Origin of the sequence: Wolbachia endosymbiont of Litomosoides sigmodontis, assembly GCF_013365435.1 — a bacterium.
Lineage (GTDB): Bacteria > Pseudomonadota > Alphaproteobacteria > Rickettsiales > Anaplasmataceae > Wolbachia.
Window position 1 is genome coordinate 22,525 of sequence record NZ_CP046577.1, and the last position, 23,202, is coordinate 45,726.

17 protein-coding genes and 1 tRNA gene are annotated in these 23,202 nt (G+C 32.5%); 7 read left to right on the forward strand and 11 right to left on the reverse strand.

Going from position 1 to position 23,202, the window contains the following annotated elements; genetic code table 11:
• Positions 1 to 3: 3 nt before the first annotated feature.
• From GOY07_RS00105 to GOY07_RS00125, 5 genes are read right to left on the reverse strand one after another with little or no spacing between them, the layout of a single operon-like run.
• On the reverse strand, positions 4 to 576 hold the full coding sequence (locus tag GOY07_RS00105; RefSeq protein WP_175837291.1) for an NADH-quinone oxidoreductase subunit C: 573 nt from the start codon (positions 574 to 576) through the stop codon (positions 4 to 6).
• Between the two features lie 3 nt (positions 577 to 579).
• Positions 580 to 1,086, reverse strand: a complete 507-nt coding sequence (locus GOY07_RS00110; RefSeq protein WP_175837293.1) for a NuoB/complex I 20 kDa subunit family protein — start codon at positions 1,084 to 1,086, stop codon at positions 580 to 582.
• A gap of 4 nt (positions 1,087 to 1,090) precedes the next feature.
• Positions 1,091 to 1,444, reverse strand: coding sequence for an NADH-quinone oxidoreductase subunit A (gene ndhC, locus GOY07_RS00115; RefSeq protein ID WP_175837295.1), 354 nt, complete (start codon positions 1,442 to 1,444; stop codon positions 1,091 to 1,093).
• A 23-nt stretch (positions 1,445 to 1,467) separates the two neighbouring features.
• Positions 1,468 to 1,836 (reverse strand): HIT domain-containing protein, encoded by a 369-nt coding sequence (locus GOY07_RS00120; protein WP_175837297.1) that lies wholly within the window; start codon positions 1,834 to 1,836, stop codon positions 1,468 to 1,470.
• Between the two features lie 3 nt (positions 1,837 to 1,839).
• A complete protein-coding gene (locus GOY07_RS00125; protein ID WP_175837299.1) occupies positions 1,840 to 2,808 on the reverse strand; it encodes a hypothetical protein in 969 nt (322 codons plus the stop codon).
• A 179-nt stretch (positions 2,809 to 2,987) separates the two neighbouring features.
• Between GOY07_RS00125 and GOY07_RS00130 the strand changes: the two genes are divergently transcribed.
• Together GOY07_RS00130 and GOY07_RS04250 are read left to right on the forward strand one after the other, a co-directional pair.
• Positions 2,988 to 4,355, forward strand: a complete 1,368-nt coding sequence (locus GOY07_RS00130) for a UDP-N-acetylmuramoyl-tripeptide--D-alanyl-D-alanine ligase (RefSeq protein WP_175837301.1) — start codon at positions 2,988 to 2,990, stop codon at positions 4,353 to 4,355.
• Positions 4,356 to 4,403: 48 nt separating this feature from the next.
• A complete protein-coding gene (locus tag GOY07_RS04250) occupies positions 4,404 to 4,943 on the forward strand; it encodes a Rossmann-fold NAD(P)-binding domain-containing protein (RefSeq protein ID WP_246224407.1) in 540 nt (179 codons plus the stop codon).
• Positions 4,944 to 5,370: 427 nt separating this feature from the next.
• Here the strand turns inward: GOY07_RS04250 and GOY07_RS00140 are convergent.
• Positions 5,371 to 5,444, reverse strand: a tRNA-Arg gene (locus GOY07_RS00140).
• Between the two features lie 1,371 nt (positions 5,445 to 6,815).
• Here GOY07_RS00140 and gyrB point away from each other — a divergent pair.
• Positions 6,816 to 9,194: a DNA topoisomerase (ATP-hydrolyzing) subunit B gene (gene gyrB, locus GOY07_RS00145; protein ID WP_175837302.1), complete on the forward strand. Its 2,379-nt coding sequence runs from the start codon at positions 6,816 to 6,818 to the stop codon at positions 9,192 to 9,194.
• 1,406 nt (positions 9,195 to 10,600) lie between these two features.
• On the forward strand, positions 10,601 to 12,070 hold the full coding sequence (gene gatA / locus GOY07_RS00150; protein WP_175837304.1) for an Asp-tRNA(Asn)/Glu-tRNA(Gln) amidotransferase subunit GatA: 1,470 nt from the start codon (positions 10,601 to 10,603) through the stop codon (positions 12,068 to 12,070).
• 64 nt (positions 12,071 to 12,134) lie between these two features.
• On the opposite strand, the gene GOY07_RS00155 is transcribed toward gatA, so the two are convergent.
• Positions 12,135 to 13,064 (reverse strand): AEC family transporter, encoded by a 930-nt coding sequence (locus tag GOY07_RS00155; RefSeq protein WP_175837306.1) that lies wholly within the window; start codon positions 13,062 to 13,064, stop codon positions 12,135 to 12,137.
• Between the two features lie 437 nt (positions 13,065 to 13,501).
• Here GOY07_RS00155 and lepB point away from each other — a divergent pair, with 437 nt between their 5' ends.
• Complete coding sequence (gene lepB, locus GOY07_RS00160; RefSeq protein WP_246224494.1) at positions 13,502 to 14,248, forward strand: signal peptidase I; 747 nt, start codon at positions 13,502 to 13,504, stop codon at positions 14,246 to 14,248.
• A 5-nt stretch (positions 14,249 to 14,253) separates the two neighbouring features.
• Here lepB and hscA read toward each other — a convergent pair whose 3' ends face one another.
• The 4 genes from hscA to iscU are packed head-to-tail and all read right to left on the reverse strand — an operon-like array spanning position 14,254 to position 17,240.
• Positions 14,254 to 16,011 (reverse strand): Fe-S protein assembly chaperone HscA, encoded by a 1,758-nt coding sequence (hscA, locus tag GOY07_RS00165; protein ID WP_175837308.1) that lies wholly within the window; start codon positions 16,009 to 16,011, stop codon positions 14,254 to 14,256.
• The gene (locus GOY07_RS00170) at positions 15,989 to 16,444 is read right to left on the reverse strand and encodes an iron-sulfur cluster co-chaperone HscB C-terminal domain-containing protein (protein ID WP_175837310.1); all 456 of its coding nucleotides are present in this window, start codon (positions 16,442 to 16,444) and stop codon (positions 15,989 to 15,991) included. The genes hscA and GOY07_RS00170 overlap by 23 nt, the downstream gene beginning before the upstream one ends.
• On the reverse strand, positions 16,437 to 16,841 hold the full coding sequence (locus GOY07_RS00175; RefSeq protein WP_175837312.1) for a HesB/IscA family protein: 405 nt from the start codon (positions 16,839 to 16,841) through the stop codon (positions 16,437 to 16,439). Before GOY07_RS00175 ends, GOY07_RS00170 begins: the two co-directional genes overlap by 8 nt.
• 6 nt (positions 16,842 to 16,847) lie before the next feature.
• On the reverse strand, positions 16,848 to 17,240 hold the full coding sequence (gene iscU / locus GOY07_RS00180) for a Fe-S cluster assembly scaffold IscU (RefSeq protein ID WP_175837314.1): 393 nt from the start codon (positions 17,238 to 17,240) through the stop codon (positions 16,848 to 16,850).
• Between the two features lie 178 nt (positions 17,241 to 17,418).
• Between iscU and ftsY the strand changes: the two genes are divergently transcribed.
• The gene (ftsY, locus tag GOY07_RS00185; RefSeq protein WP_175837316.1) at positions 17,419 to 18,330 is read left to right on the forward strand and encodes a signal recognition particle-docking protein FtsY; all 912 of its coding nucleotides are present in this window, start codon (positions 17,419 to 17,421) and stop codon (positions 18,328 to 18,330) included.
• 1,495 nt (positions 18,331 to 19,825) lie between these two features.
• Positions 19,826 to 22,183, forward strand: a complete 2,358-nt coding sequence (gene priA / locus GOY07_RS00190) for a replication restart helicase PriA (RefSeq protein ID WP_175837318.1) — start codon at positions 19,826 to 19,828, stop codon at positions 22,181 to 22,183.
• Positions 22,184 to 23,202: the final 1,019 nt, after the last annotated feature.

Here is a 23,202-nt window from a genome sequence, read left to right on the forward strand (position 1 = left end):
TTTCTACTCCTTTGTATTTGCTTTTGTAGCTTCACCTTTCCAAGGGGATAGGCTGTCAAACATACGAAAATCTTGCGGTAAATCTATAGGATTATACATAACCTTTTTTGCCTCTATATCATACCTAACTTCTTCATAACCAGTAAGAGGAAAATCTTTTAACATTGGATGGCCTTTGAATCCATAATCCGTTAGAATCCTACGCAAATCAGGATGATTAGAGAATTCTATTCCATACATATCAAAAACTTCTCGCTCGAACCATGAAGCTGTGTTAAATATCCTTGCTACGCTTGGAGGTATATCACCTTCGTATAATTGAAGCTTTATATGTACCCTGATATTATGTACAATGCTAAGCAAATTATATATTAGCTCAAAACGTTTTTCCCTATCTGGGTAGTCAACTCCGAAAATATCAACTAATAATTCAAATCTACATTTTTCATCATCACGTAGAAAGAGTAAGTGATCTTCAATATCATTTAAAGTTGAATATATTAAAATAGTACCATCACTTTGCTGAATACATTTACATTTGATTTTTTTTTGTATGTACTTTGCAATTTTATACATGCTTTATATATTTTGAGTTCGTTTTATTTTATTTTGCAGGCATAGCATTCCATATAGCAATGCCTCTGCAGTTGGTGGACATCCAGGAACATATACATCAACTGGTACAATTCTATCACAACCACGAACTACTGAGTAGGAGTAATGATAATAACCTCCACCATTTGCACAACTTCCCATAGAAACAACGTACTTTGGATCTGCCATTTGGTCATAAACCTTGCGCAATGCTACTGCCATTTTATTAGTTAGTGTGCCAGCAACAATCATAACGTCAACTTGTCTTGGGCTTGCACGAAACATTATACCATATCTATCAAGATCATAGCGACTAGATGCAGTGTGCATCATTTCCACTGCACAACATGCAAGACCAAATGTCATTGGCCATAATGAGCCAGATCTTGCCCAATTAATTACATAATCTATTAAACTACCAAATTTAGTAACGAAAAAACCTTCCTTCTTATAACGATTCCAGTCATTATTAGATGAAACTTGATCTATCATAAACTTACTCCCATTCTAATGCACCTTTATACCACTCATAGATAAAGCCTACAGTAAGTATTGCAAGAAATATCATCATAGACCAAAATCCACAATAGCTTATTTTAGATAAAGAAGCAGCCCAAGGAAAAAGAAAGGCAATTTCTAAGTCAAATATCATAAATAGTATTGAAATTAAGTAAAACTTAATGTTAAAATTTTTTCTTGTTCTTGATAAAGGGTTGAAACCGCACTCATATGTGGAAAGTTTTTCACTATTTGGTTTACTTACTGCAAGAAACATAGGCAATGTACCTAAAGTGAGAGATACTATAATTGATACGCAGATAAAAATTGTTATGGTTAAATATTCACTCATTTCAAAACACGTAGAAAGCAACGTTACGAATTTACATGCTTTCCTAATCTTTTACCACCTAAAATATGCATATGAAAATGCGGTACAACTTGCTCACCATTTTTACCATAATTAGTAACTAATCTATATCCTGTTTTTTCTAGGTTATATTTATATGTTATTTCTCTTACAGTTTTAAAGAAGCTTACTATTTCCTCTGCAGAAGCTTTTAAGATAAAATCATCATATGAAACACATTGACTTTTTGGTATAACTAAAATATGAACTGGTGCATCAGGGTACTTGTCATAAAATGCCAACACATTCTTATCTTCGTAAACCTTCTTGCAAGGTAAATCACCCCTTAATATTTGAGCAAAGATATTATTGCTATCATAATCTTTATTGCTCATGTTTTAAGGAGCGCGACCACCTTTTTCTTTTCCTGAGTTTAAAGCAGGTATAGACAATGGGTTCTCCGTTTTACTATTAGAGACATTCCCTTCAAAGCGTAGGTTAGATTTGTTACCAATAGCTTCTCTCAACTTACTTTCTAATTCCATGCCTTTGGAAATAGTTTTTCCAACCTTTATGTGATACATTTTTAAAGGATCAGTCATATTATTTTGAGTGATGAATTCACTAGATTCTGATGACTTATCTTTGGATTTTGTAGCTTCTGATAACTGCTCAGTATATCCACAATACAATTTTTCAGCAATACTATACAGCAGTTTTTGGTCTGTGTGAACTTTAAACCCTCCACCAGTAATTTCTGCCAGACCTTTGAGATTTTCATTCACTTTATCATAAATTTTGCCAATGACAAATTGTTTTATTCTTTCTGGATTCTTTCCTTTGCATTCAGGACTAGCTTTAATGTCATTGATAATTTCCTTAACATCAACTTCAATTGCAACTTCGTTTTTTTCCCTAAAAATATTTATGTCTGGCAAGTTGTTTTTTATTTGGTCTAACTGCTCTTGGCTCAAGTAAGGTATATCCCCTACCAAAGTCCTTGATACTTTAAATATAACTCTTTCTTTTCCTTTCTCTTGTTCTGTTATGTGTACACCAAGATCTTTACTAGCTTGTGTAATTTTTATAGGTGGGCAGTATTCTTTAGGTATCTTGCCAATAACATAACGCCAACCATTTTTTATGTCGTGCAACATTTCACTACGAGACTTAGAATGATTTTTTAGTTGAAAAGGATATATTATTGTACCCTTAAATAAGACCAATAAACCCCTACCTACACCCTTAAATAAGATTACTACACCTTCAATTAGAAAATCTCGCGTTCCTAAGGCTGCGTTTTTAGCTTTACCTACTATAGAAGTAGACTCTTTGCTTGAAATATCTTCTTTTTCACCTTGTCTCATATATACCCTCAAAGTATTTTAACACTAAATAATTATATTCTAAATTGTATGGATAAAAACATTTAAACTTCTATATCTAGTATAAGTGAAATTATAGAGATTGCAACTGTTATTTGCACATCGTTTAAAATGTGAGATATTTCGCTATTTTTATTGCTAATTTACTTTAAAATTAAGCTATGTTTATGTGGAATACTAATAATATTATTGATGCCACTGGCGGAAGAGGAAAGGGTAGTTGCTACAATTCAAATATTTCAATAGATACAAGAAACATAAAAAAAGGTGACTTGTTTGTCGCTCTTAAAGGAAAGAACTTTGATGGACATGATTTTCTACATGAAGCCTTTTTGAAAGGGGCAGCAGCTGCGATAGTGAGCGAAGACAAATATAAAAATCTTCCTCTAATTTTTGTGCAAGATACTCTAAAAGCTTTGCACGATATGGCATCTTATTACATCAGAAATGTTCTTGTTAATGCTGAAGTTATTGCAATTACAGGTAGTGTGGGGAAAACTACCACGAAAGATATGCTGCATACCGTTTTATCGCAGTATGGGGTATCTCATGTGAACGATGGTAATTTGAATAACAATATAGGGCTACCTTTAACGATTCTAAAAGCTCCAGAAAACTGCCAGTACTTAATTCTTGAAATGGGGATGAATAAAGCTGGCGAGATAAAAGAATTATCAAAAATTAGCAACCCAAATATTGCAGTTATTACCAACATCGAACCTGTGCATGTTGAAAATTTTTCGTCGCTATTTGATATTGCGCAAGCGAAGTTAGAGGTTCTGTTAGGTATGAAAAATAAAGGTACTTTAATCCTAAATAGAGATAATAGATATTATGATTATCTCTCATCGCATGTTAATGGAAATGTAATAAGCTTTGGTAAGAGTGAAAGTGCTACAGTTTGCTTGTTGAATGTAATAAAAGGTGATAAAGGACTAAATTTAAAGATTAGACTAAGTAATAATCAGATTATGAACTGCAATTTATGTATACAAGGTGAACATTTTGTATACTCTGTACTAGCTGTTGTGGCAGTTATGCAAAATCTTGGACTTAATTTATCAAAATTACCGCTTGCACTTCAGAATTTTAATATAACAAAAGGTAGAGGTAGTGTTCATAAAGCTAAATATAATGGAAAGTGTGTATATCTGATTGATGACTCATATAATGCTAGTCCTGCTTCAATGAAAGCTGCAATAAGAACTTTAGGTGCTTATCCTGGGTTGAGAAAAATAGCATTGCTTGGTGATATGCTAGAGCTCGGTAACGAAAGCGTAGCATTTCATATAAAATTGCTTGATTATATCATAAAATATGACGTGGATAAAGTTTATACGGTTGGTAAATTTATGTTAAAATTGCACTTAATTTTACCAGGCAATATAAGAGGTACGCATTTTGATGATTCTAGTCAATTGAAAAGCAACCTAGCTAACATTGTTCAAAATAATGATGTAATTCTTGTTAAGGGTTCACGTAGAGTGAAAATGGATCTCATAGTGCGAGGATTTATAATAAAATATTAAATGAAACTGTTGTATTAATCTAAGGTTAAGTTATTTAAAGTTTAAATCGTGATAAAACGTGTAGTTATTTTTGGTGAAACGAGATTCAGTAGGAAAACATATCGTAAGATGTTTGGCAATAGCTGGATATTTAATCAGGGTATTTGCTGCAACCAAGAAAAAGCTGCTTGGTTAAAGTTATGTGGCAATTTGGGACAAATGTCTATATTTAAAGGCGATCTTTTTGATGAGGAATCACTTTTGGAGAGTGTAGGGGGGGTGGGATGTGATGTAGTTATAAACCTAGTGGGAATATCATATGAAGTGAAAAAACACGGTTTCTACGTTGTTCATGTTGAGATAGCTGAGAAAATAGCAGGAGCTGCAAAAATAAAAAATGTACCTATGATGATACATTTTTCTGCTATGGGAATAGAAATTAGCAAGATGTTAAAATTTACTCAAAGTAAATTGGGAGGTGAAAAAGCTGTAATTGCAGCATTTTCAAAAGTAGTGATAATTAAGCCAAGTCCTGTATTCTCTAAAAAAGATAACTTCTTTACTAAATTTATTAGTAACTATTCTTCCTTTCTTACTGCTAATTGGTAGTGGTACAACTAAGTTTCAGCCAATATGGGTAACAAATTTAGCTGAGATGGTATACCGCATTATTAGTCTTAAAATAAGCAAGATAAGAAGATTTGTAATATAGGTGGACCGAAAATCTACTCTTTATAAGAGCTTGCTAAAGTTTATTCTGAATATTACTAACAGAAGATGCTTGTTAGTTAATGTATCCATTCCAATAGTAAAGCTAATACCCTTCTTCTTAGAAAGTAGGATTATTTCTATATTATTAAGACCACCATAACTGGGGATATAAGTCCTGTACTTACTTGAGATCAGGTGAGAGTTATGGCGGGTAGATTAATTGAGAGATCAACTGATTTTGAAATAATAAAAATCCAACCATTGTTAATTGAAAATGTAGAACCAGAGTATTTGAAAGTTTATAGAAAGTATTGATAAAAGAGTGCGCGCCCAGTAGGATTCGAACCTACGACCCACAGCTTAGAAGGCTGTTGCTCTATCCAGCTGAGCTACGGGCGCACAACATGTATAAGATGCTTCTTAGCACGTATAAAGTCAAGGTATTTCGTATAAATGCAATGCTTATAGCAAATTCTTGCAAGACCTTATTCTTTTGCTGGGGATATTGACTTTTTCTGGATTAAGTGTTAATACTAATCTTATTGTTAAGCAATCAAATAAGTGACATTGTGGATTGTTTTGTTGTGGCGTGAGAAAAGAGAAGTAATAAATTTGTATAAAGTGTTCCAAGCAAGATAACTGTATTATGTACTTTATCATACAAAGTATTCTGTTTCATATTAACCAAAGTCTTTCAATAAGATTAAGCTCTGGTGAAACTGATGGCAGTGTATAACCTTGATATTTTTAATTATCTTTAAATTTTTAACTTGTGTTAACTAGCACAATTCATGGTAAGAAAGTCTCATCATTTTCTTAAATATTGTAATGTTTACTCAAGAAATATATTCATATAATCAGTGTTGACATCCGGTGCAAATAAGCTGGGACTCTCATTTCTAGGATTACTACACTATAGAGATAGAAATTTTATCTGCCTAATTTTATTTATGCTTATGTTTCAACGCCCTTTTAAAATACCTATATCTAATTTTCGAATGTGTGCCAAACTATGATTTCTTAAAGAAAGAGAACTCTTATTCAAGATACTTACCAATAGTCTTATTAAGGATCCTAAAGTAAGAGTTATCTTGTCTTTGCTAAATCGCAGTTTGGCACACATTCGAAAATTAGATATAGGTATTTTAAAAGGGCGTTGAAACATAAGCATAAATAAAATTAGGCAGATAAAATTTCTATCTCTATAGTGTAGTAATCCTAGAAATGAGAGTCCCAGCTTATTTGCACCGGATGTCAACACTGATTATATGAATATATTTCTTGAGTAAACATTACAATATTTAAGAAAATGATGAGACTTTCTTACCATGAATTGTGCTAGTTAACACAAGTTAAAAATTTAAAGATAATTAAAAATATCAAGGTTATACACTGCCATCAGTTTCACCAGAGCTTAATCTTATTGAAAGACTTTGGTTAATATGAAACAGAATACTTTGTATGATAAAGTACATAATACAGTTATCTTGCTTGGAACACTTTATACAAATTTATTACTTCTCTTTTCTCACGCACAATAAAACAACCCACAATGTCACTTATTTGATTTATTAACAGTGAGAGCTTATATAAAGAAGTTAGTGAAGCTTGTTAAGTAGTTTTTCGTGAACTATTTAAACCTTAGTTTATCAAATTGTAATGTCTGTACAATTGTGTGCCACAATCAAAGCTTTCTTCTTAGTTTAAAGATGTTGCTAATCTGTATATATAAATGTAGTATTGGTTAATATTTATAAATGAAAAGATTTCATGGAAAGTAACTATAATGCTGATGCAATAAAAATCTTAAGAGGTCTTGATGCTGTAAGAAAGCGTCCTGGTATGTACATTGGTGATACTGATGATGGGTCTGGTCTGCATCATATGGTGTATGAGGTTGTTGATAATGCGATAGATGAGTCTTTAGCTGGGTATTGTGACAAAATTGAAGTTAGCATAAATGAAGATGGCTCAGTATCTGTAATAGATAATGGTCGTGGCGTTCCAACTGATATTCATGAAGAAGAAGGAATATCAGCAGCGGAAGTAATAATGACTCACCTGCATGCAGGTGGTAAATTTGATAGCAATACCTATAAGGTTTCTGGCGGATTACATGGCGTTGGAATCTCAGTTGTAAATGCATTATCAAGCTGGCTAGAGTTAACTATTTGGCGCAATAAGAAAGAGCACTTTATGCGCTTTGAAGATGGTGAGTCTATTGAACCTTTGAAGATAGTGAATGAAAACGTAAATAAAAGAGGAACTAAAGTAACATTCATGCCGTCAACCGAGATTTTTGGTAGTATTGATTTTAGTTATTCTACTCTTGGAAATCGTATCAGAGAATTAGCTTTTTTAAATTCAAATATTAACATCACTTTGCGAGACTTGCGTAACAAACCGTATACTGAATCTCACTTTAATAATAATAAACAATCTAAGGATAATTTTGGCACGGCAAATTTCGTACGGTACTTAGACAAGAATAAAACGCATGTTACCAAAATTGTCAGCATGAAAGGTGATGTAACTGATCTTGGTATCAGCATGGAAATATCAATGGAGTGGAATGACTCTTACTACGAGCATATGTTATGCTTTACAAATAATATAAGACAACGGGATGGTGGTACTCATTTGGCAGGGTTTAGGTCTGCATTAACAAGATGTATCAATAACTATGCGACTGATGAAGGATTTTTAAAGAAAGCAAAAATTAGCTTGACTGGAGAAGATGTTAGAGAAGGTTTAACTTGTGTTTTGTCTCTCAAAATGCCTGATCCTAAGTTTTCTTCACAGACAAAAGACAAGTTAGTTAGTTCTGAAGCGCGCACAGTTGTGGAGAGCATAGTTTCTGATAAATTGAGTACAATACTTGAGACTGATCCAAAGTTGGCAGCGAGCATAGTAGAAAGAGTAATCAGGTCAGCTAAAGGAAGAGAAGCTGCAAGAAAAGCACGGGAGCTGGTTAAAAATAAAAACAGTATTGATATTTCTACATTACCTGGAAAGCTTGCTGATTGTCAGGAAAAAGTTCCTGAATTATCGGAATTATTTATAGTAGAGGGTAATTCTGCAGGTGGTACTGCGAAGCAGGGGCGTAATCGTAAAACACAAGCAGTACTTGCTTTAAGGGGGAAAATTTTAAACGTGGAACGTGTAAGTTTGGATCGTATTTTTTCATCTGCAGAAATAGGTTCTTTAATTACTGCAATTGGTGCGGGAATAGGAAGTGAACACTTTGATATTGAGAAAACTAGATATCACAAAATCATCATTATGACAGATGCAGACGTTGATGGTTCACATATAAGAACTTTGATTTTAACTTTCTTTTTCCGGTATATGCGTGAAGTGATTGAAAGGGGCTATTTATATATAGCGCAGCCACCTCTTTATAAAGTTACGAAAAATGCTCAAGATACTTATATTAAAGATGACGAGACTTTTGAGGAGTATATAGTTAACTCGGCAATCAAAAAGTTAACATTAAGCAATACAAACAAGGATTTGCGCTTTATCTTAAGCAAATGCCTTAATATTTCGAATATTAGTAAAAATTATGCTAGGGAAATACCACAAAATCTGTTGGAGTCGCTACTAGTTTTAAGTAAAAAGAATGCTCTATCATCTGCTAATGAGGTGTTGAAATATTTAAGGTTAATGTATAGTGAATATACTTGGGAAGTAGAGGTGAAAAATGAAGAAGGAGAAGTTCACATTTCTAAATTATTTCAAGGATTAGCAGATAAATATGTATTTCCACTTAACATGCTTGATAGCAAAGAAATACGAAATATATTAAGCTTTCTTGATGATGTAATTGACTTATTTAATGGTGATTCATTTTTGAAGTCGCAAGAAACTGAAATAAAAATAAAATCTCCTAGTGCACTTGCAAAAATAGTGATGGACTATGGTAAAAAAGGTTTAACTCTGCAGAGGTTTAAAGGTCTTGGTGAAATGAATGCTGATCAACTATGGGATACTACGCTCAACCCAGAAACCAGGACTTTATTAAGAGTTGAAATAAAAGATTGTGAAGAGGCTAATTCTATATTCTCAGTGCTGATGGGTGATATAGTTGAACCACGCCGTAATTTTATCAATAATAATGCACTTAATGTACATGATGTTGATATTTAAGTTTGGGCTTGCTAAAAATAAAGCAGCCTGTAGCTTAACGTTTAGATTCAAGTGTTGTGTGTAACTGTACGATCATTTTGATTTGATAAATCAGGGGTTCAAGTAGCTTATAGAAATGTAAAAAATTACTTGACGCCCTTTGCCGGCTTTCTTAAATATTAATTCTCATTATTAATGGGCAAATAAGTGCATTGCAGAGTTATTTAATTGCGGGGTAAAAAAAGGTAATAAATTTACACAAAGCGTTCTTAAATAGAGCAGTTATATTACAAATTTTATTATGTAAAATGTTCTGTTTTATATACAACTAAAGTTGCTCAATAGGATTAAGCTCTTGTGAGTATAGTGGTAGGTATATAATCTCGATATTTTAAAGTACCTTTAAATTTTTTGACTTATGCTATTACTATAATCGATAATAAAAAGGGCTTATCGTATTCTTAAATATTGTAACATTTGTTTAAGAAATATATTCATATAATTAGTGTTGACATTCTGTGCAAATAAGCTAGAGCTATCTCCATTTTTAGGATTGACTACGACTGCAGAGGTGTAAATTTTATTTACCTAATTTTACTTTTACCATGTTTTAACGCCTTTTTAAACACCTATATCCCACTTTCGAATGTGTGCCAAATCACGATTGATCAAAGATGAATAACTCTTGTTTAGAATATTTGCCAATAGCCTTGTTAAGTTTTTTTTAAGTCTTCTTGTACATCTTTACCTTATTCATTATGAATTGACCTTGGCATAGTATATGAAAACTTCATGTTTTGCATATTACAGTATATTGTGGACTTGCTGACATTTAAGCCAAATTTTTCCTAGATTCTTATTCTCGTTTCTTTAATGTTGATATTGTGGTTTTCTTATATCCATACTTCAACTTGTTCAAATTGACTCTATAATGTAATCTAGTTTTTTCACGAAGTTGATAGGAAGTAGATAATTTTTCTTCTCTTCCAAGTTTTAGTGCTTTATCTATGTAATTAATGCTGTTCTTGAAATGTAGTATTTTTGCTACAGCTGTTATACTTGTTTTTTTGCTGCAATTACAGCATTTAGTTCTTTTGCTGATTCTACGACTTTTTCATCAATAGTTTTGATTTTAATGCCATTTAAACCTTGTTGTTTTACTATACTTTAATGTAGCTGCTTTTCATTATTGCTATTTATTCTTTTCATGTAAGACTTAATATAATTACTCACATGATACAACTGCTGCCTGCTAATTACAATATTAGTAAAGATTTGTGCTGGAAAATAATTTAATGCATGTTAATCATAAATCTATTTCAATTGGTCTAAATGTTTTAGATGTGCTAATCATTTCTTACCATAAATGTATAGATCTTTTACCTTATTATTGTTATAATTAATATCTTACTAAAAATTAAATGTTAATGAATGAATTAAGGAAGTTAAGCATTGCTCAGATGCATAATGGGCTTAAACAAAGAGATTTTTCTGCTGTTGAGCTTGTTGAAGTGCATATCAACGCAGTAGAAAATGAGAAATTAAATGCATTTATAACGAAAACTCCGGAAATAGCAATAAAAACTGCAAAAGCTATAGATGAGTATTTTTCTCAACAAAAGAGTGGTATAATCTCGCCGCTTATGGGTATACCAGTTGGTATTAAAGATTTGTTTTGTACGAAAGGGGTAAAGACGACAGCATGTTCGAAAATGCTAGAAAATTTCGTTCCAACTTATGAATCCACGGTATCTGACTTGCTTTTAAAAAGTGGAGCAGCCATGCTGGGTAAACTTAACATGGATGAATTTGCTATGGGCTCTGCAAACGCGAATAGCTATTTTGGTCCTGTTGAAAATGTATGGACTAGAGAAAGTGATGGAGGAAAGGTTGTACCTGGTGGATCATCTGGTGGGTCTGCAGCATCAGTTGCTGGATTCTTATGTGCTGGAGCACTAGGAAGTGATACTGGAGGATCTGTACGTCAACCAGCGGCTTATTGTGGAGTAGTTGGAGCAAAACCAACTTATGGAAGATGCTCGCGTTTTGGTATGATTGCATTTGCAAGTTCTCTAGACCAAGCAGGGGTCATTACTCGTTCAGTTTCCGATTCAGCACTAATGTTGGAAGTTATTTGTGGTTATGATAACAAAGACTCAACATCGAGTAAAAGATCAGTACCTAGATTTTCTAGTTTTATGAATGGTAATATCAAAGGTAAGCGCATTGGTATACCAAAGGAATATAAAATGGATGGAATTTCAAAAGAAATCATCTATCATTGGGAAAAAGTTTCTTCTGATTTAAAAGGAAGTGGTGCTGAAGTTGTTGAGATTACCTTGCCTCATACTAAATATGCAATACCAGTATATTATTTAATTTGCTCTGCTGAAGCTTCATCTAATCTTGCTCGTTATGATGGTGTACGCTATGGACTCAGGGTTGATGCTGACATCCTTGAAGAAATGTATTCATTAACGAGAGCTGAGGGTTTTGGAAAAGAGGTAAAAAGAAGAATATTAATTGGCGCTTACGCGCTCTCTTCTGGTCACTACAACGAATACTATGAAAAAGCACAGTGTATTAGGGCATTAATTAGAAATGATTTTATAAAAGCGTTTGAAAAAATAGATTATATACTTGTTCCATCTGCTCCAACAGAAGCTTTTGGCTTGAATGAAAAACCAGACCCGTTAATTATGTGCATTAATGATGTCTTTACTGTGCCAGCAAGTTTGGCTGGTCTACCTGCTATCTCTGTTCCTGTTGGGCTTTCCAATGAGGGTTTACCACTTGCTTTACAAGTAATCGGAAACTATTATGATGAGGTTGGAATGTTAAATATGGCAAGTGTGATAGAGCAAAATTGCGGTAGGGTAATCGAATTGCATAGCTAGTTTAGTATAAAATTTCCTAACAAATAGCTAAACATTCTAATACTGAGTGCTTAAGTTTCTAATCTTAAAGAGGAACAAGTTTAGCAAAAAATAGTGATATTATTAGTGGAGCGTAGAATAATCCTACCGTAATACTAATTAGCAGTAATAAAGTAGCTTTATCTGGTTGAAAGTTTAGAACATTAGCCAGCATTATGCTGGACCCAGAAGCTGGAATAACGGCTAGCAACATTAATGCTTTATATATATTTTCATCATATATACCTGTAAAATGTTTATCTAAAAGGACGATTCCTAAGACAAATAGTGGCCAGAGTATGTATTTTGCTGTAATAGTGATTAAAGCAAGTTTCCAATCTACTTTAAAGCTTGTAATTTTTGCAATACTTACTCCAAGTAGCATCATTCCCAGCATAGCAAATGTACCTTTAACGTTTACCATAACATCCATTAAAAAGTTAGGTATTTGTATGCCTGATATACTTAACAGAAAGCCTAAGATCATCGCATAGGATGAAGGAATTTTAAACAGCTTTAGCATACACTCTTTTGCAGTATAAATACCATTTGCAGCTATATAGAATCCTAAACTATTTTCAAATAATGCCATTCCTATATAACAGACAACGTATACAGATACTGAGTCCTCATCAAATAAAGCCATGGCAATTGGCAGGCCAAAATAGCCCATACTTGTGCTACCTGAGCTAAATGCCAATATATTTCTTGTATTATCCTTAAATAAAAAGGAAGAAAAGTAGTATACTGATAAAGACATAGTACTACCTATAAACCACGTTAAAATTGGTAGAGAGATTATCTGAAAATTAACCTCTATATTAGATACTCCATATAAAGTCACTATTGGATTGGCTATATAAAAAAGTATTTGAGATATAGTATTTCTATCAATCTTGAGATATTTCCCAGCCAAATAACCAATAAGTATTGTAATATAAATAGGTAATATTTTGAGAAAAAGAGTAAAGAACATATTAGCCTAAGTTGCAATCTTTCTGATACTTCTGACTGATAAAGTGACATTAGATCTTAAGATATTGTAAAAGTAAATAAAATTTATCTTCCAGGTTAACCAATTTATAATTAATTAAAAGAGATTCATTCAGTGCTAAAATTTGCTTTTGCACAGGACTTAAGAGTGATATTTTTGTGGTGAAATTATGTTAAGTTTTTATAGAGCTTCTTGTATATTCATTAATAATGATAAGTTTGCTAGAAATTAAAGCTTTATAGCAGGTTTGTACATTGAGCTTTTTGCAAGCTGTTATTACTAAAATGATTATAGTAGTTAATATTTTACAAGGCGGTTTTAGAAATGGGGTTACACTTACAAATGTAATTTTACATTACTACGTTTTTAATTTATATATTATAATAAAATTATTTATCAGAGAAACAAAGTTAGAAAAATTGGAAAAACTGAGAAAAAACCTGGTAGTAAGAATAGTGAGATTTTTATTTTCATTGTTTTTCTTACTACTGATTGCAGTGTCAATACGTAGTTTTTTATTTGAGCCATTTCATATACCTTCTGGTTCAATGAAAAGTACTCTGCTTGAGGGAGATTATATCTTTACTAGTAAATATTCATATGGTTATAGTAAATATTCTTTTCCGTTTTCTCCAAACATCTTTGGTGGCAGGATTTTTTATACTCCTCCAAAACGTGGTGATGTAATAGTTTTTAAGCCTATACGAAACGATAGTATCAGCTTTGTTAAGCGAGTAATAGGAATACCGGGAGACAAAGTACAAGTGATAGAGGGAGAATTATATTTAAATGATCAAAAAGTGGAACGGAAGCAAATTGAAAGTTTTTTTGATTATGAGTCAAGCCATAACATACCAAGGTATATAGAAATACTTCCTAGTGGCAAGGAACATGAGATCTTGGTAGATAACGTTTCTAATAAGCTATCATATGATACTCCGATTTATTATGTGCCTAATAATAGATTTTTTGTTATGGGGGACAATAGAAATAATTCTTTGGATAGTAGATTTCCTGAAGTTGGTTTTGTACCAATGGAAAACATAATTGGGCGTGTGAGCATGGTTGGTTTATCGTTTAAATTAGGAAAGGTAGATTGGTTGCCTTTTAATTTTAGAATACCTATTGCCTTGAGATTAGACAGGATATTGCACAAGGTTGCATAGCAGCTCTACTTATTTATTGACTTGCATAATTCTAAAAAGGAATTTTCTAGCTTAGTAATAGCATTGTTAATTTTATTCAAGTCCTTTCCTTGTAAGGCGTCTTTTACATTTTGTAACAGATTTTTCAGCTTTTTATCAGTGGAGAAATTATTATCTCCTTCAACTAAATGTATGAGCTTATTTCCATTAATTTTAGCTTCTACAAGAGAACAAGCTTTCATATCTTCATCAAAGTTGTTTATTGACTGGTTAACCATGTCTTGAATATCGGCTTCACTTAAGCCAAAACTTGAATTTATTTCAACTATCTGCTCAATTCCAGTAGTTTTTTCTTTTGCAGTAACAGTTAATATTCCGTCAACATTAACTGTAAATTCTATTTCAACTCTTGCAGAACCTGCAGGCAGCTGCGGTATACCTTTTAGTTCAAACTGCGCTAGAGATTTGTTACCCTCTATAATTTCACGTTCTCCCTGACAAACGTGAATTTTCATTGCTGTCTGTCCATCAATGTAGGTTGTAAACTCTCTTATTTCTGAAGCTGGTAGTGGTGTATTTCTTGGTATGATTTTTTCAACTATCCCTCCCATAGTTTCTATGCCAAGTGATAAAGGTAAAACATCCAGAAGAACGTTTCTATCTTTTGAATTTGAAGTAAAATAATGAGCCTGCAAAGCTGCTCCAATAACAACTGCTTTATCTGGATCTACATCATTTAACACTTTATTACCAAAAAGTTTGACTAGTGAACTTTGAATTAGTGGTACTCTGGTTGCACCTCCGACTAAAATTACTCCTTTTATATCGTTAATTTTAAGATCTATACTACTTATAGTATGAGTGACTATATTGATAGTCTTATTAACTAAAGAACTAATCGCCTGCTCAAATTCTTCTTTAGTGATTTCGCATTTAAACAATTCACCATTAATGTTAAACTCAAAAGTGCTAGAAATGTTTTCGCTCAGGTACTCCTTTATAGATCGTGATTTTGCAAGTAAATCCTCAGGAGAACATGGATCTTTATTTACTTTCTTTCTATATTTATCTAATATAATCATACTTAGAAGGTAATCAAAATCGTCACCACCGAGTTTGGTGTCACCACCGACCGCGAGAACTTGAAATACTCCTTGGTGTAATTTCAATATCGAAATATCAAATGTTCCACCACCAAGGTCGTAAACTGCATATATTCCACTGTTATTATTCTTTGCAATAGAATAAGAAAGTGCTGCTGCGGTTGGCTCATTAATGAGGCGAAGAATCTCTATGCCAGCTAATTTTGCTGCATATTTTGTTGCATTACGCGCTGAATCATCAAAGTAAGCTGGAACAGTAGTCACCGCTTTTCTCACTTCCATCCCTGTAGACTTTTTTACTCTCTCACATAAAGCTTTTAATATCTCAGCAGAAATTTCAACAGGAGTAAGATATTTGTTTTCAGAGCATTTCACTCTAATAATTTTGGCACTTTCATTGTCTATTTCAAGATAGATACCTTCTTTGCTCAAGTCTTCAACACTTTTGCCCATTAGGCGTTTTATGGAGTAGATAGCGTTTCGACCAACGTCGTAGCCAATTTTCAATGTGTCATTTTCATATGAAATAACAGAGGGCAATAGCTCTCTTCCCTGCTCATCTTTAAATATTTCCACATCACCAGCTTTATTTACTACGGCAATTAAAGAGTTGGTAGTGCCAAGGTCTATACCAAAAACTACTTCATTTACATTTGGTTCAGAAATTTGAATTGGTCGCATTTTTTACCTCTTCAAATGACTTATATAAGTATTTCAATCTTAAAACTTGCATTGCAGCTTCATCAAAATTTTTTGCAGCAAAATTGTTAGTTAGGTTTTCAATGCAACCTTTTATTTTTTTATCAATTATGCCACTTGCAAATTTTAAATTGTTGCAATTCAGTAAGCATTCTCTTATTTTCATTGATTCATTTAATATCTCAAAGTCATGTTGATCTTTTTGGCTTCTTACACCAAAAAGATTCAGCAAATGCTCCGCCCGTTTTAGAGGTGACTTTAGTATTTGATAGGCTTTATTGATGTTTTTCATGTTTTTAGACTGTCTTTCATTTATATCAATTTTGCTTAGCTCAATATATTTTCTCTCTAATTCATTAGAATTAATGTTGAAAGTTGGCTCAATTTTAAATAATGCAAAATAATTGCTAGACATGAAAACTCTCTCCACAACCACATTTTCCTTTCTCATTAGGATTTTTAAAAACGAAACCAGATGAGAATTTTTCCTCTATATAATCCATTTCAGAGCCGATGATAAACATGACAGATTTTGGGTCGATCAACACTTTAATTTTTTGACCGTCACTGCAGCTTTCTTCAATCACTGCCTCTAAAGGGCGTCTATCATACGCGTATTCAATATCGTATTTTAATCCAGAACATCCTTTTTGCTTAATTAGGACTCTTATTCCTATTGCTTCTTCTGATTTTCCAAGGCTAGTCAGCTGTTTCTGATCTAGTAAGTGTCTTATCCTCTTTACTGCATTTACAGTTATGGTAATAGGTTTACTGTCTTTCTTTACAGCATTTATTTCTTGATATCTACTCATAACTTTTTAGCTTTTATTTTTGCTATGTTTACTTTGATAGTTATGAATGGCGGCTTTTATAGCATCTTCGGCAAGTACTGAGCAGTGTATCTTCACGGGAGGCAAAGATAACTCTTCCACTATTTGGGTATTCTTTATCTTTGTTACATCTTCAATGGTTTTGCCTTTGATCATTTCTGTTAGCAAAGAACTTGAAGCAATAGCAGAGCCACAACCAAAAGTTTTAAATTTTGCATCTTCAATCACACCTTTGTCATTGACCTTTATTTGCAATTTCATCACATCACCACATGAAGGTGCACCAACCAAACCAGTGCCAACACTTGGGTCATTTTTGTCCAAAGAACCAACATTCCTTGGATTTTCATAATGGTCCAAAATTTTTTCATTATAACTCATAAGATTACCTGTAAGTCACCATCTTGCATTATAACATATTCAGGTGAGAAATTAAAGTGAAAATACTCGTTTTATGTATATTTTACTTTAAGAATGCACGTAAAACGTTGTATTTAACTTTACAAGTACACGTAGTGCATGTCATTCTTTATATTATTATTTTAAAAGGAGTATTCCATTGAGTTTATTTAGTAACCTTTGTAAAGGTTTGTTAAAGACTTCTTCTCGCTTCAGTAATGGAGTAAAGAGTATTTTTTCTGCTAAGAAAAAGTTAGATCAATTTCTTTTAGATGAATTAGAGGAACTGCTTATTAGCATGGATATTGGTCATAAAACTTCCAAATTGATTATTGATAGGCTCGCAAGCATTAAATTTGATAAGGAAGTTGAGCATAATATTATCACACAACAACTAATGAATGAGATAGAAACAATATTAAATCCTGTTGTGCAACCGCTAATTTTAAACAAAAAGCCGCACATAATAATGATATGCGGAGTAAATGGTAATGGTAAAACCACAACTATAGGTAAGCTTGCGTATAAATATAAAGAGATGGAAAAATCCGTCATGCTCGTTGCGTGTGATACATTTAGGGCTGCTGCTAATGAACAATTAAACATCTGGGCAGAACGTTCAGGTTGCTTTATTATTACTGGAGAGTATGGTAGCGATTCTGCAAGCGTGGCATATAGAGCTGTAAATCAAGCTATAAAAGATAGCGTAGATGTTGTTCTGGTTGATACAGCAGGTAGGTTGCAAAATAACGTAAATCTTATGGGGGAGTTATCAAAAATATATAGGACGATAAAGAAATTGGATGAGACTGCTCCTCATAATGTTATTTTAATTCTTGATGCAACTACCGGTCAAAATGCTTATAGCCAATTAGAGGCATTTAGTAAAATGGTTAGTGTTACAGGGTTAATTATAACAAAGCTAGATGGTACTGCCAAGGGAGGAGTGGTAATTGGACTTGCAGAGACTTATAAAGTAAAGTTACACGCTATAGGAATTGGTGAAAATATAGAGGACTTGAGGGAGTTCACTAGTAAAGAATTTACTGAAGCGCTATTTCACTGTGATTAAAGATCGCCTTTAATTCTTTTGTGTAGCAAGCTTAATTATTTCGATATCGTGAAAAGCATAATTGCTTTTTTAAAGCGTAATTTTTGCTTCTTTTAGCTTCAGGTCCAGTGTATGAAGTATATTTAATCTTACCTAAAAATGCATGTTATACCGCGAATTATTGAAGAAATTGACATGGTAAATTTGCTCCACTTGAAATGGGAAAGACAGCAATAGCAAAATCAATCGATGATTTTTATATTTTCAACCCTCTTGCAATGTTCAGATGCACTTCATTTTTTATGTAGAGACATTTTACAATGAGCATTTAACTGATTTTTACTATACAAGTAAAAGATAGATAATAATGGAAAAGAAACTTTGCTAAAATAAGTAAGATAGCGAGATTTTAAATGATATTGAAATCAAAATTATTGGATATAGAAAGTCGTGCAATCAGCAAAAGGAATACTAAAGGAGGTGCGAAATAACGCATATGTTGCAAAAAACTAAATGCTGTAATTGCGGCAAATAAAGTGCAGTATAACATAACAGCAAAATATATTTCACTTCAAGAATAGCATTAGTTGCGTGGTAAGCACCTGAAATTTGGAAGAGAAGAAAAATTGTTTTGCTTTTCCTTAATGTTGTGAAAAAACTAGATTGAATCAGAGTCAATTTGACCTAGTTGTAGTATAGATACAAAAAACTAATATTACCATTTAGAAAATGAGAATAAGAATCTGGGAAAAGCTTAACTTAAATGTTAGCAAGTTTGTAATATATCTTAATATGTAGAAGTGAAGTTTTCGTGTATTATGTCAAGACCAATTCATAATGAAAAAGATAAGAATAGATAAGAAGAGTTTTGAAAACTTAAAGAGATTATTAATAAGTATCTTGAATAGAAATTTTATTCGTCTTTGATGAATTGCGGTTTAGCACATATTTGAAAATTGGACACGGGTTGTTTTAAAAGGGCATTAGAGTATAGATTGAACAAAATTAGTTAGATAAAATTTTTATTTCTACAATGAAGTTAGTCCTAAAAAATAGAGAGTTCTAGTTTGTTTGCACCTAATATTAATACTAGTTGTATGAATGTATTTCTTGAATAAATGTTGCAATATTAAAAAACACGAGAAGCTTTTCTTGGTATGAATTATATTATTGATTGGCATAGTTTAAAAAATTTGAAAGCACCTAAAAATGTCGAGACTGTGTAGCTATTTCACTATATTCACCAGGGTCCAGTTCTATATGAGAGATTTTGATTGTATATAAAACAGAATATTTTGCGTAATAAATTCTGTAGTGCAATTGCTTTACTTAAGAGCGCTTTGAAAATTTGTTATGTCTCTTTCACTTTGCAATTAAATAGCTCTGTAATATCACTTATTTGATTCATTAATGATGAATATTGGTATTAGCTAAATAAACTTGTATATACTAGCTTAATAAATTAATTCGTAAAGATCAAGTCAAAACTCTCAAAACAATGCTAAACTTAATCACTATGGTAAGAACAGTTGATGTATTACTACCACTTCCAATTGACCGATTGTTTTCATATGTAGTTGAGGAGAATACTGAAGTTTCAGTTGGGGATTACGTGGTAGTGCCACTTGGCAAAAAACGCCTTATCGGAATAGTTTGGAAATGTAGTGACAAGAACGATCAAGAATTAAAGTTTATTGAGCAAAAGATCAATCTACCAAATATTAGGCTAAAATTGATTGTGTTTGCAGAGTGGGTCGCACAATATAATGTAATACCTCTTGGTATGCTTGCAAAAATGATAATGGGAGGAGTATTAAAAGTAAACCATCTAGATAAGTTATTTTATGTTGAACAAGGGCAGAAAATAAGTGAGATAAATTACCAACTAAGCTCTGAACAACAGATAGCCAGCAATAAAATAGTAAGTAATTTGAATAAGTATTCAGTAACTTTGCTTGACGGTGAGACAGGATCTGGAAAAACAGAAGTTTATCTCTCTGTGATTGCACAGTTGATTAAGAACTATAGTAGTACGCCTGCCGTTTCAAGTGCTGTTCAGATGTTGTCATTCCAATACCAAGATACACAACTGTATAAACATTGTGATTTGGTTCTACCAGAATGGTATCATCCCAATACTTTGGCACTAGGATTCAATTTCTTACATAATTCCATCAAAGATATTCATTTTAATGTAAGACCAGCAGCTTCCATACCTAGTTTACAAGAAAGATTTTTTGATTTCAGTGTTAACTACTTGCGTGATACCTTTGTGTTTAAGGCAAAGTTCACTATAACATTTAACACACTGTCTTTACCAAGTGCTGAAATGAAGCCAAGATATATCGAAACGATATCAAATAAAGGTAATGTACAAGTTTTAATTCTTTTACCTGAAATTGTTTTAACTTCACAATTGGTAAATCGTATTCGTGGTCAGATATCAAGAAACTTAGCTGAATGGCACTCAGAACTTACTCCAAAAACTCGCCGGAATAACTGGCTCAATATAGCAAATGGAAATGCGCAGGTAATTATTGGTGCACGATCAGCACTTTTTTTGCCTTATAGAAACCTAAAATTGATTATTGTTGATGAAGAACATGATTTGTCTTTCAAACAAGAACAGGGGATTACATATAATGCTCGAGATATGGCAATAATCTTGGCTAAAATTGAAAACATTCCAATAATTTTATCTTCAGCAACTCCGTTACTGGAAACTATTTATCATATTAAAAATGGGAATTACAACCATGTAAAGCTAACTAAGCGATTCGGTGGTGCGGAATTCCCACTCATTAAAGTGGTAGATATGAAGAGCAATAAGCAATGGATTTCTGATGAGCTTTTTGAAAGTATAAAGCAGACCATAGAGAAAAAACAGCAGGTTATGCTTTTTTTAAACCGCAGAGGGTATGCACAACTTGTAATTTGTAAAAAGTGTGGATATAAAATTCCATGCTTAAATTGTGCTGTTTGGCTTGTATACTACAAGAAAAAAAATGCTCTTGTGTGTCATCATTGTTCTTACCAATTAAAATTTCCAGAAAGGTGCTCTAATTGCCAAAGCGAACAGTCATTATCTCCTTATGGCATAGGAATTGAAAAGTTACTTGAAGAAATAGTCAAATTAATACCAAATGCAAGAACTGCGATTATAAGCAGCGATCAGAGGTCAGTTAATAACGTTATTGACCTAGTATTGAAGGAAGAGTTGAATATTATAATTGGCACGCAGATAATTGCTAAAGGGCATAACTTCCCTAAATTAACTTTGGTTGGTATAATAAATGCAGATTTGAGTCTTGAAAATGCTGATCTGAGAGCAGCAGAAAAGACATATCAATTATTACATCAAGTTGCAGGAAGGTCTGGAAGGTTTAATGAAAAAGGAATGGTAATAATACAGACCAATAATCCTGAAAGTTCGGTAATAAAAGCGTTACAGCTTCGGAAAAGGGACTCATTTTATGAAATAGAACTTAAGTCAAGGTGCAAAGCAAAAATGCCACCATTTAGCAGGTTAATCGCGCTTATAATTTGCGGTAAGAATTGGATTGCGACACAAAAAGCAGCAAATGAGATAGCGAGCTTCTTGCATAATCAATGTTTAAGCAAAAAGCCTGCTACTTCTTCTTTATTATTCCAGTGCTTGACCCTAGAATCTAGAAAAAAAGAGTTTGAAATTCTTGGTCCGTCTCCGGCAGCAATAAATTTCTTAAATAATAAGTATCGATATAGGGTGTTGCTAAAAATATACAATAAGCATAGCCTGTCCGTACAAAAAAAATTAAAATATTGGATTAAGAATTGTAACTTAAGTTCGAATATTACAGTAATAATAGATGTTGATCCTGTGAGTTTTTTTTAACTACTGTTTGAAACAAGGTTATCTATGACTAACCCAAACAAGATCTTTCTACGTCATACTGCAATCCATTTACGATATTGTACGTGAAAGACTAATATTAATTTTCATTATTAGTACGTTAAATAAGTGATATTGCAGAGTCATTTAATTGCTGGGTGAAAAGAGAGGTAAAAATTTACACAAAGCGTTCCAAGCAAAGCAGTTATATTACGATTTTATTACGCAAAATGTTCTGTTTTATATACAACTAAAGTCTCTCAATAAGATTGAGCTTTGGTAGGCATAGAGTGATAGGTGTATGGCCTCGATATTTTTAGGTACCTTTAAATTCTTTAATTGGTGCTAATTAATACAATTAATGACAAGAAGGCTTCTTACTTCCTTAAATATTGTAATATTTATTCAAGAAATATATTAATACAATCAGTCTTGATATTTGGTACAAACAAGCTAGAACTTTCTTCATTTCTAGGATCTGCTGCACTGTATGAGGGTAAAAATTTTGTCTATCTAATTTTACTTTAACCTGTATTTCAACACTCTTTAAAAATCACCAATACCAATTTTCGAATGTGCATCAACTCAATTCATCAAAATGAATAACTCTTGTTCAGGATATTTACCAATAGTCTCATCAAGTTTTTTTAACTTTTCTTGTCTACCTTTATCTTGTTTATTGTAAACTGGTCTTAGCGCAATGCACAAAAACTTTATTTTTTACATATATGGTGTATTGTAGATTTGCTAACATCTAAGTCAAATTTTTCCTAGACTTTTATCCTCATTCTTTAATGGCAATATTATCATTACCTTTGTATCTATACTTCAACTTGTTAAATCTAACTTAAGAGAGTTTTTCTACGAAATTGAGGCAAACAATTTTTCTTCTCTTCTAAATTTGAGGTACTACATCCATGTAGTTAATGCTATTCCTGAAATGCAAATATTTTTGCCACAGCTATTATACTGTGCTTTTTACTACAATTATAGCATTTAGTTTTTCGCAACATATATGCTAT